The sequence below is a fragment of the Robertmurraya sp. genome (assembly GCF_036676585.1).
Classification (GTDB): Bacteria; Bacillota; Bacilli; order Bacillales; family Cytobacillaceae; genus Robertmurraya_A.
This window is the reverse complement of record NZ_JAKFCQ010000155.1, coordinates 1-14,619: the sequence shown is the minus strand read 5'-3', so window position 1 is coordinate 14,619 and position 14,619 is coordinate 1. Positions and strand designations below refer to the sequence as shown.

The following is a 14,619-nucleotide window of genomic DNA, read 5'->3' as shown; positions in this document are numbered from 1 at the left end:
GTTTTTTTATTCACTTTCGATCCCAAAAAAGTTCATAACGGTATTAGAAAAATCTCGATATAAACTTACTTTGTCCCTGCCGGACCTTATATCATGTGCATAGGAGGTCATCGTTGTATAAAAGTCTGGATTTACAGATACATACACTTTATGAATTTTATTATCTGCTTTTCGTACCTGATCAGCTATTTTTTGATTTAAAACTTCTGACAGACTATTATATTGGTTTGGTTTAATCGCAACATAGGCATTGTTGTTGGAGTAAATAACATTAGCCCGTTCTACTTCTTCTAATTTCTGGACATATTGTTCTGCTAGTTGTGACACCCTTATCGTATGATCTACCTTTTCTGTTTCATCGTTTAAGATTCTAGCCTTAGCTTGGCTTATTTGCGCTTGCTGATCCTCAGTTTCATTCGCATGATTATTAAATCCACAGCCAGATAGAAAAAATGACAATACCGTTACTACTAAAAACAACATATATCTGTTCAAAGCACTCACTCCTGATCATTCTTTCAACCTATATGTTGGCTAAAAATGATAGATATATTCAGGATGAGAGGCTGTGACATTCAAAAAGTCCAACCGTAACGGAAGGACCTTCTTTTTGAACAATTAATTATTTTTCTCCTAACCTCAACGGTTAGATCTTTCATTTCATACTAGCTGTATTCACCTTTTGAAGTAGTTTTTTTATCACATTATTAATTGTAATAACTTCTTCCTCTGTCATTCCTGTTGATTCTAAAAGTGACCGTGGGATACAAACAGCCTTCTCTTTAAGAAGATTTCCTTCCTCAGTAATTGTAATCATCACAACCCTCTCATCTTCCGCCGATCTTTTGCGTACGACGAGACCCGCTGCTTCCATTCTTTTTAGCATAGGAGTTAAGGTTCCAGAATCAAGTCCTAGAAGCTCTCCTAATTCTTTCACTGTACTTTGCTTCCTTTCCCATAACACGAGCAATACCAGATACTGTGGATAGGTTAAATTTAGTTCGTCCAAAAATGGACGATATAAACGAAAAATCGCTCTTGAACAAGCATATAAAGAGAAACATAAATGGTCTTCTAGTTTCACAAGTTCATCGTCATACTTCATAATTCATCCCTCAACTTCTAAAAAACTGATTATAAAATTAATTTTATAAAATCATATCGTACCCATTCCTTATCGTCAAATCCACATTTAAATTTTGCGCAATATAATTGTTGACAATTAATAATTCATCTATTATTATGAACACATAAGTTAATTGGTTTTGCACAATTTAAATTAGAAAAAAATTACATTCGAAAAGGATGATTACTTATGTCAAACGTTTTATTCACTTCTAGTGTTACTGCAGTTGGAGGTAGAGAAGGGAAAGTTCAATCTCCTGAAGGTGCCATTAATCTTGATATCGCAATGCCAGGCACACCAAGAGCTAAATCATTACCAAGTGCTACAAATCCTGAACAATTATTTGCTGCAGGATACGCTGCCTGCTTTGACGGAGCTCTTCAATTTATGGCAAGATCAGAACGTGTTAAATTTGAATCACAAGTAACAGCAAACGTTAGCCTTATAAAGGATGAAACAGACCAAGGCTTTAAGCTTGGTGTAACACTACAAGTAAAAGGTACTGGAATTGAAAGAGCTGTTTTAGAAGACTTAGTTCAAAAAGCTCATCATTTTTGCCCGTATTCAAAAGCAACAAGAGGAAATATCGAAGTGACTTTAGAGATTGTTGAATAATAGGTACAAAAAAAGGCTTTCGACTCAACTGTCGAAAGCCTTTTTACGTATCCATTTAAATGAATAATAACAAACTGAGTGCCATTACAGCCATTCCAGCGATTAACCCATAGATTGATAGATGAGTTTCATCATATCTTTTCGCGGCAGGTAATAATTCATCGAGTGAAATAAATACCATAATTCCTGCCACAGCGGCAAAGATGATGCCAAACATTACATCGTTTAAGAATGGCATCAAAAACAAATAGGCAACTAACGCACCAACTGGTTCTGATAGTCCGGATAAAAATGACAGTTTAAATGCCTTTTTCTTATCACCAGTGGCAAAATATACGGGCACTGAAACGGCAATCCCCTCAGGAATATTGTGAATAGCGATGGCTACCGCTATGGCAATCCCTAAACCAGGGTCCTGCAAAGCCGAAGTAAATGTCGCGATCCCCTCTGGAAAGTTATGAATCGCAATCGCCAATGCTGTAAAAGTTCCCATTTTTAATAGGGCCTGATTGTTCGGCTTATCGTTCATATCCTCAACTTTTTTCAACTCATGTGGATTTCCTTGTTTGGGGATAAATTTATCAATTAATGTAATTAACAACATCCCTCCGAAAAAACCCGCCACTGTCATCCAGTTACCTAACACATTCCCCATAGAACCTACAAGTGCATCCTTTGCTTTTATGAAAATCTCAATCATAGAAACATAGATCATCACACCTGCCGAGAAACCAAGAGTAACAGAAAGAAACTTTGTATTTGTTGTAGAGGTAAAAAACGCTAATACACTACCAATCCCCGTGGCAAGACCTGCCATTAAAGTTAACCCAAAAGCCAACAACAGATTCTCCGTCATTGTAATATCCTCCTTAATTATGGTTAAAGCTATTTGGACCAAAGACAATAAGTTTCCTTAATCAAACTTTTTCATAAAAAAAATATAGGTATTTCACTAATCTTTATAAAGGATATGTGCGTGTATAAAAAATGTGCCATAAACTTTAAAAATTTCATCAGTAAACATTTGTTTCCCTGATACAACTTTTATTATATATTTTTACAAGCTGTAGGGCAATCAATATTTTCATAGGTAAAAAAAAATGACCCCTTTATAAGGAATCATTAATGATCACGGTTCACGATATAATTCAATAAATGCTTTAAAAAAGGTATATTTCGTGGAATCTCCTGCAACGCTTCCGTTGCGAGACAGAAGTGCTCCCACATTTCCCTTTTAGCACCATCTTTCCCTAGGATAGAGACAAATGTGGAATTATTGTTACCCGTATCTTGACCTGTAGGCTTTCCGAGCAGGTTCACATCTCCTTCTACATCAAGGAGATCATCCTTTATTTGAAAGGCAATGCCGGCATGATGAGCGTATTTTTTCAAAGCTTGAATTTCAGTTTCGCTTGCCTCCGCAAGAATGGCTGGCATAATGAGGGATGCTTCAAACGCTAATCCCGTTTTATACATACTCATATGATTCAGTTGGTCTATGCTTAATTTCTTCCCTTTCGATCCAAGGTCCATCGCCTGTCCCTGACACATAATCCCTGTCATTTGTGCTGAGTAATGTATAAGCTTTAACACCGTTTGGGGTTCATAGGAACCTAGAGATGCTTGCTCTTCAATCGCTCTCTGTGTTAAAAATAAACCCGTTATTTCAGCTACAGCGATATCATATACATGGTGAAGGGTTGGCCGCCCTCTTCGAGTATCTGAATTGTCTTGAGAGGGAAGATCATCGAAAATGAGAGAAGCAGTATGCAAATATTCCAATGATTTTAATAAAGGAAGGATGGATTCCTTATTTAAATCGAATCCCTGTACCCCCATCACCCAAGCCATTATCGACCGCAGCCGTTTCCCATCGCCTTCAAGGCTGTAATTAGCTGCTTCAATAATGGATTGATTCGACACAGCTACATCTTTGTTATGAGCTATAGGTAAGATGCTGTTGATTTCATTACGGAATTCGTCAATGGTATTTAAAAATTCCTCTTGCTCTTTCCTCTCGTTTCTTAGTGTCGTAATGATGTGATCTCGAAGTAATTTATCAAAGAAATCCACATCATCCGCTTTTCTAACCATCTTCTGTATGAGACGATTAAACATTGAATGATCTGTTGCAAACATCTCCATAACTTCATTGTACTTCTTAATTCCCATTTTTTCTTTAAAACGTTTTAAGCCATTGATGGCACGATCCAAAATTACCTCGCATGTTTTCTTATCAGACTGAAAGACCTTATGTATAAGGTAGTAGATAACGGTCCAGTACATTTCAAAAGGATTGATTAAATCATTTCGCACACCATTATACTTCATATAATAGGTATAAGGAGTGACCGCACCATCCTTCATATCATCAAACATATCTGCAAAATCATCCGCTAACTGATTATATATACCATAATAGAACGTTCGATCCGAAAATCCTTCATCTTGATGAGCATCAAGGACTGACCGAGCAATTAATCGTGACGATGATGATTTTAAAATGACTGGTACATATAAATCTTCATTTGTATAAGCGGAATGAGATAAATCCCTCTGCCTATCTACTTCTTGAGATTGGAAAAAAACATACGATTGCTCGAAAAACAATGTCAGAGATTCAGGTCGTTGATGAGCTTTAATATATTCAAAAGCAGCCCCCAATTCTTGATGGATAAAACGAATTAAAGGTTCGTTCTTCCCTGCCCACACTCCTAGTTTAGGCACAGTCCCTGTTGTTAGTGTCGTACGAATCAAATTCGTATACCACTTGGTCTCTTCATCCGACAACAACTTCGCATCGAGAAGGTCGTCGATAAACGGATACGTTAAACCATAGCAATACCCTAGTCTGATCGCTTCATCCAACTTTTTAGACCTCTCTTCAAAAGATAGCTTGTCATCCATCTCTTCAAGAACATGCATGAGGACACCAGCAATAATTTTGATCAGCTTCCTTTGGGCATGTTCCGCGTCCATTCCCTCTGGAATATTCTCTGAAACAGTCTTCAACTTGCCAATTAACCAGATCATGGTTAACTCAATACCTTCCTCTTGAGCCTTCCGGTACAAACCAGCCATTCCTAATAGATCATTTTGATTTTCTCCATTTACAAGAATACTTTTCTTCCAACTATGAACTGTGCGGCTAATACTAGCCTGTGTCTCAGGTGAGTTCAATGATTTTCCGAGATCGCGCATATAAAGGTAAGAAATACTCCGGTCCAAGTAGTTATCCAATTTACCTGTATGGTCTAGCCATTGAAGGTAACTTTGATACCCTTTTGAACTTGCACGTTTCTCTCGATTAGAGAACAAGGATAGGATGGAATGATGACGAATATGATTGTGTTTCCACGAATGAATATCTTCCATTAAGGCTTTCGCATACGATTTTTTTACTACCTCATTATAGAGTGTTTGAAAATATTGTTCTGCCTTTTCTTCAGCCTGCTGGTAACAGGCCTCTGCATTTATTATTAATTCATCAGTCATTCTACACATTCCCTCTACTAATGATCTTCTATATGTATTTAATATCGTAAAATTGATATGATTATTCCGATTTTTGTGGTGTAATTTTAAATTGTAAATTATTGATTAGAAGGTAGTTTATTTAAAGCACGGAACAAAAGAGAATCATATTGCCAAATCACAAAAAAAAGACTGCAATACACATATATTTTATCATAGTATATGTATACGGCAGCGTTCACCTGTATTAATTGAAATTGTATTTTTCTATTAATCCTCTACGGAAAGTTTATTTCCGTCAATATCTTCAAAAAAGAAATACTTCTGAACTCCCTCAAACAACATAATATCTGATACTGGTACTTTTTGTTTTACAAGTATGTTATGTGTTGCTTCAACATCGGATGTTTTGAATATGAAGTAGTTACCCTCTATATGCCGATTTGAAGGGAATTTTACGGGAACATGACTATTTGCATGAAAAAGTATTAATACTGGATCCCCATCATTCACCTTAAACTCTACTGTAATATCACTCCTTTTAAATTCCTCTAATCCTAGTACATTCTTATACCACTCGGCAGATTTTCCTAAGTCTAATACAGGTACAAATACACCTGGTATGCCAGTAAACAGTGCCCTTTTCATCTAACCACCCCATCCATTTTCATAGAAAATCATCAGCTTTATTTTCATGTTTTAGAAAAACAAACCACCTACTAAGTATGCAATTGCAGAAAGTATCCAAGCTAGTATGCAATATGGGAGCTTGGTTTTAAAATGGTCATATACTTTTACCTTTGTAGAGTAAGCTGTGAGAAGTCCTATATCTGATGTAATACAAGTTGTTGCCCCCCACAACCCTGCAGATATTAATGCTGCAATAGTTAACGGCGTATTTGCCCCTACTGCTTGCGATATTTCTAGCAAAATAGGTATAGCCATAATGTATAGGCTCCAATTAAGTGTCACTAGAAACTCTGTAACTGAAAAGATAGTAAAAATCATTATTGGTAAGAGTTTAGGAATTACCAGAGCAGAAACTAGTCCAATAACATATTCAGTGAAACCAATTTCTGTAATTGAATTAGCAAGAACAAATGCTGTTGCCATAATTGCCACTAGCTCTAACATATTCTTCATACCATCGAGGGTTGCATTAATGTATTTTTCAGGGGTAAAAATCCCTTGTACAATAAATAGAACTCCTGTCGCTAAAATTGTTAAAAATGCACCTAACTGGGTATTGGATCCAAAATAGATGGTAGAAGCAATAAATATAAGAATTGGAAGAAAAAAATTAATTAAATGCGGTGACTTTTTAGGTGGAGAATCTTCGTCTAAATTGGATTCCTGGTTTGTTTTCATAGGTGTAGGTAAGGTTTCACCAGTTGCTGTCATTGGTTGCATTACTTCATTAGCAACTGCTATTTCATTTGTTGCTTGATATACTTTTCTCATGGCCCCTAAATTAGGTATCAAGCCGATAACATTTAGAAAAGTTATTATGAGAAATGCAATTGGAAAAAATAACAGGGGAACGATTTTCATAAAACTTGCAATTCCTTCACCTGTTGACGCATAGCCATTTACAACTAGTAAACCGGAAATAAAGATTGCTCCTGTCCCTATTGGATAAAGATGAGTTAATGAAATTGCAGGAGCTAAAGTAATCATTGCTGTTTTTTCACGAGGGATTTTGTATTTATCATTAACAGGAGTAATACAGGTTCCTACAGTAGATGCACTTAAATAAAGATCGAATGATAAAAACACACCAGTTACATAGTTTATGATTAATGCCATTTTACTGTCTTTCGCTTTGCTGCTTGCCCATAATCCGAATTGCTTTGATAATCCACTTTGTTCTAAAATAGCAGCGATAGAGCCTATTAATAACAGCACGAGCATAAGCCATAGATTGTCTGGATTAGTCACTTGTTCAATGATTTTTTCATTATATGTAACTATAGTATCTCCTCTATACTTTAGAAAAACTGCTAAGAGGCCCCCCCATATAAAACCTTCAAGTACTTTTTGTGTAATCATAATAAAACCAAACATAACGACAGGAGGAATGAGTGACCATACTCCAAAATTTTCTGCAGATGAAGGTGCACCAAAACCAATCACAATAAATACAACCAAAAGTATAAGGTAGGTATACTTATCTACTTTTTTCATTTTATCCTCCTACTTATCTCTGAATTTTCAGTTTTCTTCACTTAAACAATACTCATTTGTTCACCTTCATTTTCTCTCTAAGCATACACTTTTCCATAACCAAAACCTCCTTCTACGAGGCAGTTTTGAGCAGCATATCTAGCAGCTAATTGTAATCCTTCTTGGATTGTATTCGGGCTAGGTTTATTTTGCTTTGACCAACCATTTTGAAGAAGATGTATTAGAAATGCAGTAATATACGCATCACCGCATCCCATAGTATCGATTGGGTCAATCAATTCGGCTCTACCTTTATAGTACATACTCCCATCATAAAAAGTGGATCCTTTTATTCCTTGAGTAATCATTATATAACTTACTCCATAACTAGATACTTTTTCTACTAGACTATCAATTTCTTTCTCTGGCATATGCGAACCTGAGAATTGTGCAAAGTCAATATTTTCACAAACACTTTTCAAATAATTTTCCTCTCTATAAATTTCCTCTTCAGCAAAATCGAAGCTCAATAATGTTTTTAAACTCCTTAATTTTTTTAACTCCATTACACTCAAAGGAGAATAACAACTAGAATGGATCAAATTGAATTGATTTAGGTATTCTAAATCCTTTAAATTCAAATTGATTGGATACTCTTTCGAAATTCCACCGTTATTCCAGCTTAAAAGTACACGGTCTCCATTTACTAAATCAACCTCTGTGATACCATTTTCACCCTCATATTGAGTAGAATGTGAAAGGTCAATTCCTAAATCAGATAAGATGTCTTTTACAAAGTTACCTTCTTGACCGCTGCCGAATACCCCCATATAGGCAGAGGATATACCGATATTTCTAGCATGAGCAGCAAAGTTCACACAATTTCCTCCAGGAAACATTTTTTTACTGTAAATATATTTATCAACCACATTATCTCCTAACCCAATTACTCTCATATTTCTGCCTCCTTTTGTTTTAAAATTAAAGTGCTGCAATTGCAGCACTCTATTCTTAATACTCTACCACTCTGTAGTATCTTCTGATTTCTAGAGAATGATTGCGTTTTTGCTCTAAGTGAATACTTAATCTCTCTACAGCTGTTGCAATAATAATAGGTGAAAGGTATTCTCTAAATTCATTACTAATACCTTCAAGTGGATAATCCTTTGTATCAAAGATTGTTACGTTTTTTGTATATCTATTGACGAAATTCTCTACCCTATCCATTAATGGACGTGTTTTGTCTTCTCCCTTAAATAAGATCACACTCGTATCTTCTTCAACTAACTCGATGGTTCCATGGAAAAACTCAGCTGCATGAATAGATTTTGATTTTATCCATTGCATTTCCTCTAACACACACATTGCGTATAAATAAGCTTCTCCCCATAGGTTTCCCGAACCAACTACCATGTGATATGTTTCATCCCTATACTTTTGAGCAAACTGATCAGCTTTGTTCTCCGTTGCCTCTTTAACGGAAATTAGAGCATAAGGTAAATTTTTCAGTTCTTCCACAAACTGATTGTATTGTGGAAATTCACCACGTAGATTCATTAAACAAGTAATTAACTGATACAGTTGGATATGCATAGATTCGCATAATGTATCATTTGCTGCTGCATTCTCTAAAACATGTGTACTATATGTAGCAAGAGGTGTAGAAGCATCTCCTACTAAGCCTATGGTTGTCGCTCCTTTTTCTCGAGCAAACCTTGCTGCATTAACAGTTTCTTCTGTCGTACCGGATAAGGAAGCCAAAATCACTAATGATTTTTCATTAAACCGCTCATGCTGCATAAGAATAAATTCCGCAGCAATCTCAGTATAAACTGGAATTTTTGATTTGGTTTTTAAGAGATATTCTAAAGGATACATAAGAGCAATTGTTCCACCTGAACCGATTAAAAAGATATTTTCAAAATCTTCTATAGTAACTTCTTTAGCAACCTCCTCTATTTTGCTCCTTAAATTGACAGCACCAATTGTAACCGACAGAAAATTTTCTTCATTAAAATTCAACAATTAAATCACCCTCCTGATTTTTTAATCAAATATCAATAAATGGTATATACCATTTACCAACTCCAAGCAAACGGTACGTTCCATTTGTTTGGAGTTGGTAAATGAATTTTCTTCTCCTAGATGTGAAATGGACCGTACCATTTTGTAAGTAATAAGCTAAAATTAAAATATGTTTGTTAGAAACAAATATAGCAGAAATATCTGAGCCTTAAAGTAATTTGCTAGATATTCTTACACACTTTCTTTATTACAAAATATTCCCTCGTAACAAAAGTCTTTTTTAGCTTTATTAATTGCTTCAAGCTATAAATTGCTGATATCATAATAACACCTTAGCTTCAAATGGAGTGAAATCAAATGATAGACCGTAAAGCCGAAACTCCCGTTTATATTCAATTGAAGAATTTTTTTATGAAGGAAATACAAAGTGGACGTTTAAATTTTGGGACAAAGATCCCTTCCGAACGGGATCTTACCAAACAATATAATGTTAGCAGAGCTACTGCAAGACAAGCTCTATCTCTCTTAGAAAGAGAAGGATTTGTTGAAAGGATCGTTGGGTCTGGAACCTTTGTAACAAATACTAGAATTCAACTGGATTTTATTACTTTTAATAGTTTTACAAATGTGTTATTAGATCAAGGGATTGTCCCAGCGACAAAAATGTTGAAAGTTTGTAGAGAAGAAGCAAATCCACTAATTGCTTCGAAATTAAATATCTCTTCAAATGAAGAGATTATTGTTATTAAAAGGTTACGGTTTGCTGATGGTATTCCGATTTCCATACAAACAACTCATATCCCTTATATCTTTTGTCCCAAAATCGAACAATTTCTAAAGGATAACGTTTCTATATATAAAATACTCAGAGAAGAATTTAATATCGACTTAGTCAAAACAAAACAGCATATGCGCGTTGCATATAGCAATGAAGAAGAGAGCAAGTTATTAAAAATTCAAAGTGAAAGTCCTTGCCTCCTACTTGAAGAAGTTACTGCAGACAGATCAGGGCGAAATATTGACTTTTCTATTTTAAAAACCCGATCAGACGTTGTAAACTATTACTCTGAACTGTCTTTAGATTAACCTTTTACCAAACAGTTAATTAGCCTATGTACTTTTTACTTCCCATACTTAAATTGCTAATATATCTAGAAACTGAGAACTACGTTAAAATATTTATAGCTTTCAAGTGAAAGGAAAGAAGAAAATGATTAGTAAGGCAGATTGTTTAGAACGGTTACGCTCTTTAATAGGGAAGGAGCTTACTAGCGTAAATTTACACGAAGCCATTTTTTGTGAAGCCAAGCATCAAAAAATACTTCGGCGTTTTCATGTTGGTACGCACACCTATGTAGAGTTTAAATTGGATAAAAACAATGACACACCTGAATTTGTTGATATTACCATACCAGGAAACCCAAACACATTCCGGTTAGGTCTCGAGGAAAAAGATGGACAACTTGTTATCGTATCTGAGCCGAGGATTAACTTTTCATATTTAAGTTGATGGGAAAAGCCCTAAGAATTGTCTTAGGGCTCTTCTAATAATTTGATTTATTGTTCTTTTACAACATGACTGACCGTTTCTTTTTTCATTATAGGCAATAGAGTTAGAATCCCCACCAAAAGTAGAAGTGCCGACATTTCATACATATAGACAATAGAAAGATGAGTTTTCAGCCACCCAGAGGCGGACATAGTGATGACCATGGCCCCCATAAATAGAGGATTTAATATACCGTTGACTCGACCGATAAATGCTTCTTCTGTATTTTGTAAAATCATCGTATTTATTCCAATATGGATACATGGCATAAATAACCCCGCAAAAAATTGAGCAGCCAAGGTAAGCCATAACTCTGTTGATAATCCTAAGCCAAGAAAACCGATGGCACTTGCTGCCATCCCCATTGCTAATAGCATTTGTGGTTGTACCTTCCTAGAAAGTGCTACAGTGATGCCCCCTCCAATAATCATACCAGCTCCAAATGCAGTCATGAGCCACTGCAGATCTTCCTTTGGTAATCCTAATCTTTCAGTAATAATAAAGACTCCCAGTGGCTGAGTTAATCCTATTGCAAGGCCTGCAGCTGCAAAACATCCGCCCAACAAGGTTAGTGGCTTACTTTTAAATACGTAACCAAATCCTTCTTTCATCTCATGCATTAATGATGTGTTCGGCCTTTCCTCTTCTGGTGTTGGATCTGCTGGAAGCATCAAAAGAATAGCTGCCGAGCATAAAAAGGCCACTCCCATAACCCCAACTGCCGCAAGAATACCAAATTGCTGATACACATATGTTCCAAGGATTGGACCAAGAATCATAAATAGTGCAAACACCGTTTGATACATCGACATCCCCATCTGAACCAACTCAGTAGGAACATGCAACTTAAACAACTTCATACCCGCAGGCTGTGAAAATTGTGACAGGATTGATGATACAAGTGTAGCAAAGAAAATCATTTTCCAGCTTCCGAAAAATAGAGTCAGTAAGACCGCAAACACAGATACAGCACTTAACACATCACACCAAACCATCGTTCTCTTTGGACGCCAACGATCTGCGAATGTACCACCAATAAATGAAAAAAGAAAAATCGGTGCAAATTCAGCCACTGAGATCAAGGATACTGCTATTGGATTTTCATTTGTCATTTCAATGACATATAAGAGGATCGAGTAATTTCTAACCCATATTCCCACTTGAAGGAACAAGACCGAGAGTAGAATCGTTCGAATCACTCGGTTTTGAAATAAATCCCCTATACCTAACTTTTGATTTGTGGTTATTTCCGACATAAAAAGTCTCCCATCCACTTCTAGATAGGAGACTTTTTTGGTAACTAAAATGAGAAAGAAAACACCTAATGGTATCTTCAAGTTCAGTTTGGTTAACAAAAGGCCATACTAATCCTATCTAGAAACAAGTTTATTATTAAGTCAAAACCAGTTTTCTAAATATGATTAGTTATTCATCGTCCCTGTTCACCCTTTCACCATTTCTTATTACTAATAATGTAAGTAATCATCATTTTATTAATCATTTTTAATCTCTGTTGAAACCTGCCAAGTCATATTGAATTTATCTGTAACTTGCCCATAAGCTGGACTCCAGAATGTTTCTTGTAGTGGCATTAATACCTCTCCGCCATCTTGTAATTTCTCAAAAACTGCTTTTGTTTTTTCAACACTATTAATTATTATTGCGATTGTTACTTGAGATCCAATCGGATAAGGCTGTCCTGGGAATGTATCGGAAAGCATGAGATCAGAATTTCCTATCTTTAAATGCGCATTTAACACTCGGTCTTTTGCTTCAGGAGGAGTAGGGTATTCCGGATTGTCTGGCATATCCCCAAACGTCTGAAGAGAAACAACCTTTGCATCTATTGCCTCTTCATAAAACTTTACCGCTTCTTGCCCATTTCCATTCAACACTAAATACGGATGAATTCCTAAAATCATAGGACACCTCTTTTGTTTTATTTTATTTAACAGAACACACGTTCTACATTAGAATACCAGAATATATCTAATAGTGCAATATTTTCTATCACTAGAATTTCCATTTTTATCAAATAAAAAACCCGTACACTTTTTAAAGCGTACGGGTTTCATTCTATTTTTGTATTTCTACTGAGTCTCCAGTGGCATTTTGATCATTACTCGCTTTTTCAGCTTTCTTCCCCCAATAATTTGCAAGGAGTGAGCCTGATACATTGTGCCATACGCTGAAGATGGCTCCTGGTACTGCTGCAAGTGGAGAGAAGTGTGCAGCAGCCAATGCCGCAGCAAGTCCAGAGTTTTGCATTCCGACTTCAATGGAAATCGCTTTTTGATCACTGTAATCCATTTTTAACACTTTAGCTGCTAGGAAACCTAATAGATACCCTAGTGCATTGTGTAAGATAACTACTGCTAAAATCAATAAACCACTTTCAAGAATCTTCTCTTTGCTTCCGCTAACAACCGCTGCCACAATGGCTACGATTCCGATAACAGAAACTAACGGAAGAGCTTTTACACTTTTTTCAACCTGAGTGCGGAACAAAGTTTTCACAATCAGTCCTAAAATAATCGGTACAAGAACGATTTTAACAACAGATATGAACATAGCGCTAAGTGACACCGGTAACCATTTGCTTGCCAATAAAAGTGTGATGGCCGGAGTTAAAATCGGTGCTAATAAAGTTGAAACAGATGTAATCGATACAGATAAGGCCGTGTTTCCTCTTGCTAAATAAGTCATAACGTTAGAAGATGTTCCCCCAGGACAAGCTCCCACAAGAATAACACCTACAGCAACTTCAGGAGATAAACCGAGTCCATATGCCAGTGCAAATGCTAGTAAAGGCATAATTAAATACTGTGCCAATACACCGATAAATACTGATTTCGGATGTCTGAAAACCTCTTTAAAGTCATTTACCGATAACGTCATACCCATTCCAAACATGATAACTCCCAATAATAAAGGGATATGAGGACCAATCCAAGTAAAACCTGTTGGAAATAATAATGCCAACCCTGCAAATAGTAGTACCCAATAAGCAAAGGTATTTCCTGCAAATATTCCTGCTTTTTCTAATGCTTTCATAGATGTATACCCCCTGTGAAAAATATAGTTTTCATTATACTCCAAACATTTATAATTTTGTAATATTTTTTGACAAATTTTTTTAGTAAAATTTTATAACAAAAAAATGAGAGCCTTTACATGCTTAATGGCTCTCACTTTTTTTATAAAAAATTATTTTATTCTAAACGACCATTTTGTTTCCGAACGGTACACCTGGCCCTTATCTACTACCGTACTCGGAAAGTGTGAATGATGAATGGCATCAGGAACTCCTTGTGTCTCCAAACACAAACCCAAGTATTTCTGTGACTTTCTACCACGTATCTCATAATCGTTACCTAGCTGCGTCCCAGTATAGAGCACAACGGCCGGTTGATTCGTTTCAACAACTAGTAGACGACCACTTTCCTCATCGTATAATTCGATTGGTTCTGATTGGTTACTTGTTAACATGAAGGGATGATCATAGCCATTGCCAACAAGTACGTTTTGAGGATGCTCCGAAACGACTCCTTCTTGAATCCTCCTACCCTCACGAAAATCAAAAACCGTATGATCTACATGTATCATTTCACCTGTTGGAATCAAACCTTCATTTAATTCAAGAAAATGATCACTCTTCATCTTCAAT

Annotated in this window: 15 protein-coding genes; 3 read left to right on the top strand and 12 right to left on the bottom strand. The window is 36.0% G+C overall.

All coding sequences use genetic code 11. The features are described 5' to 3' along the window. Positions 1–6 precede the first annotated feature (6 nt). Positions 7–495, bottom strand: coding sequence for a YhcN/YlaJ family sporulation lipoprotein (locus ACGLXV_RS19470; protein WP_119706842.1), 489 nt, complete (start codon positions 493–495; stop codon positions 7–9). 160 nt (positions 496–655) lie between these two features. After that, positions 656–1,105 (bottom strand): MarR family winged helix-turn-helix transcriptional regulator, encoded by a 450-nt coding sequence (locus ACGLXV_RS19465; RefSeq protein WP_391559973.1) that lies wholly within the window; start codon positions 1,103–1,105, stop codon positions 656–658. A gap of 210 nt (positions 1,106–1,315) precedes the next feature. On the opposite strand from ACGLXV_RS19465, the gene ACGLXV_RS19460 reads away from it, so the two are divergent. Next, positions 1,316–1,741 carry an organic hydroperoxide resistance protein gene (locus ACGLXV_RS19460; protein WP_119706840.1) on the top strand — a complete coding sequence of 142 codons (426 nt, stop codon included), beginning with the start codon at positions 1,316–1,318 and terminating at the stop codon, positions 1,739–1,741. Between the two features lie 55 nt (positions 1,742–1,796). Here ACGLXV_RS19460 and zupT read toward each other — a convergent pair whose 3' ends face one another. From zupT to ACGLXV_RS19430, 6 genes are all read right to left on the bottom strand, one after another. Beyond that, positions 1,797–2,597: a zinc transporter ZupT gene (gene zupT / locus ACGLXV_RS19455; protein WP_119706831.1), complete on the bottom strand. Its 801-nt coding sequence runs from the start codon at positions 2,595–2,597 to the stop codon at positions 1,797–1,799. A gap of 266 nt (positions 2,598–2,863) precedes the next feature. Continuing rightward, positions 2,864–5,236, bottom strand: coding sequence for a polyprenyl synthetase family protein (locus ACGLXV_RS19450; protein WP_391559972.1), 2,373 nt, complete (start codon positions 5,234–5,236; stop codon positions 2,864–2,866). 249 nt (positions 5,237–5,485) lie between these two features. Further along, positions 5,486–5,863 carry a VOC family protein gene (locus ACGLXV_RS19445; RefSeq protein ID WP_391559971.1) on the bottom strand — a complete coding sequence of 126 codons (378 nt, stop codon included), beginning with the start codon at positions 5,861–5,863 and terminating at the stop codon, positions 5,486–5,488. A gap of 51 nt (positions 5,864–5,914) precedes the next feature. Further along, a complete protein-coding gene (locus tag ACGLXV_RS19440) occupies positions 5,915–7,399 on the bottom strand; it encodes a Na+/H+ antiporter NhaC family protein (protein WP_391559970.1) in 1,485 nt (494 codons plus the stop codon). A 77-nt stretch (positions 7,400–7,476) separates the two neighbouring features. Further along, a complete protein-coding gene (locus tag ACGLXV_RS19435) occupies positions 7,477–8,334 on the bottom strand; it encodes a PfkB family carbohydrate kinase (protein ID WP_391559969.1) in 858 nt (285 codons plus the stop codon). 55 nt (positions 8,335–8,389) lie between these two features. Then, a complete protein-coding gene (locus tag ACGLXV_RS19430; RefSeq protein WP_391559968.1) occupies positions 8,390–9,403 on the bottom strand; it encodes an SIS domain-containing protein in 1,014 nt (337 codons plus the stop codon). A gap of 357 nt (positions 9,404–9,760) precedes the next feature. On the opposite strand from ACGLXV_RS19430, the gene ACGLXV_RS19425 reads away from it, so the two are divergent. Beyond that, positions 9,761–10,489: a GntR family transcriptional regulator gene (locus ACGLXV_RS19425; protein ID WP_391559967.1), complete on the top strand. Its 729-nt coding sequence runs from the start codon at positions 9,761–9,763 to the stop codon at positions 10,487–10,489. Positions 10,490–10,613: 124 nt separating this feature from the next. Then, complete coding sequence (locus tag ACGLXV_RS19420) at positions 10,614–10,913, top strand: hypothetical protein (RefSeq protein WP_119706829.1); 300 nt, start codon at positions 10,614–10,616, stop codon at positions 10,911–10,913. A 47-nt stretch (positions 10,914–10,960) separates the two neighbouring features. On the opposite strand, the gene ACGLXV_RS19415 is transcribed toward ACGLXV_RS19420, so the two are convergent. The 4 genes from ACGLXV_RS19415 to ACGLXV_RS19400 form a co-directional block, all read right to left on the bottom strand. After that, on the bottom strand, positions 10,961–12,208 hold the full coding sequence (locus ACGLXV_RS19415; protein ID WP_391559966.1) for an MFS transporter: 1,248 nt from the start codon (positions 12,206–12,208) through the stop codon (positions 10,961–10,963). 237 nt (positions 12,209–12,445) lie between these two features. Beyond that, positions 12,446–12,874, bottom strand: coding sequence for a VOC family protein (locus ACGLXV_RS19410; protein ID WP_119706827.1), 429 nt, complete (start codon positions 12,872–12,874; stop codon positions 12,446–12,448). Positions 12,875–13,028: 154 nt separating this feature from the next. Then, on the bottom strand, positions 13,029–14,006 hold the full coding sequence (locus tag ACGLXV_RS19405; protein ID WP_391559965.1) for a bile acid:sodium symporter family protein: 978 nt from the start codon (positions 14,004–14,006) through the stop codon (positions 13,029–13,031). 153 nt (positions 14,007–14,159) lie between these two features. Further along, a partial coding sequence (locus tag ACGLXV_RS19400; protein WP_483880587.1) for an aldose epimerase family protein occupies positions 14,160–14,619 on the bottom strand: 460 nt, incomplete at its 5' end.

Bases quoted from the DNA above. Each gene is read 5' to 3' on its own strand.
- ACGLXV_RS19415 (WP_391559966.1), bottom strand. From the start codon at position 12,208: ATGTCGGAAATAACCACAAATCAAAAGTTAGGTATAGGGGATTTATTT.
- ACGLXV_RS19435 (WP_391559969.1), bottom strand. From the start codon at position 8,334: ATGAGAGTAATTGGGTTAGGAGATAATGTGGTTGATAAATATATTTAC.
- ACGLXV_RS19460 (WP_119706840.1), top strand. From the start codon at position 1,316: ATGTCAAACGTTTTATTCACTTCTAGTGTTACTGCAGTTGGAGGTAGA.
- ACGLXV_RS19425 (WP_391559967.1), top strand. From the start codon at position 9,761: ATGATAGACCGTAAAGCCGAAACTCCCGTTTATATTCAATTGAAGAAT.
- ACGLXV_RS19440 (WP_391559970.1), bottom strand. From the start codon at position 7,399: ATGAAAAAAGTAGATAAGTATACCTACCTTATACTTTTGGTTGTATTT.
- ACGLXV_RS19445 (WP_391559971.1), bottom strand. From the start codon at position 5,863: ATGAAAAGGGCACTGTTTACTGGCATACCAGGTGTATTTGTACCTGTA.
- ACGLXV_RS19405 (WP_391559965.1), bottom strand. From the start codon at position 14,006: ATGAAAGCATTAGAAAAAGCAGGAATATTTGCAGGAAATACCTTTGCT.
- ACGLXV_RS19410 (WP_119706827.1), bottom strand. From the start codon at position 12,874: ATGATTTTAGGAATTCATCCGTATTTAGTGTTGAATGGAAATGGGCAA.
- ACGLXV_RS19420 (WP_119706829.1), top strand. From the start codon at position 10,614: ATGATTAGTAAGGCAGATTGTTTAGAACGGTTACGCTCTTTAATAGGG.
- ACGLXV_RS19465 (WP_391559973.1), bottom strand. From the start codon at position 1,105: ATGAAGTATGACGATGAACTTGTGAAACTAGAAGACCATTTATGTTTC.
- ACGLXV_RS19450 (WP_391559972.1), bottom strand. From the start codon at position 5,236: ATGACTGATGAATTAATAATAAATGCAGAGGCCTGTTACCAGCAGGCT.
- zupT (WP_119706831.1), bottom strand. From the start codon at position 2,597: ATGACGGAGAATCTGTTGTTGGCTTTTGGGTTAACTTTAATGGCAGGT.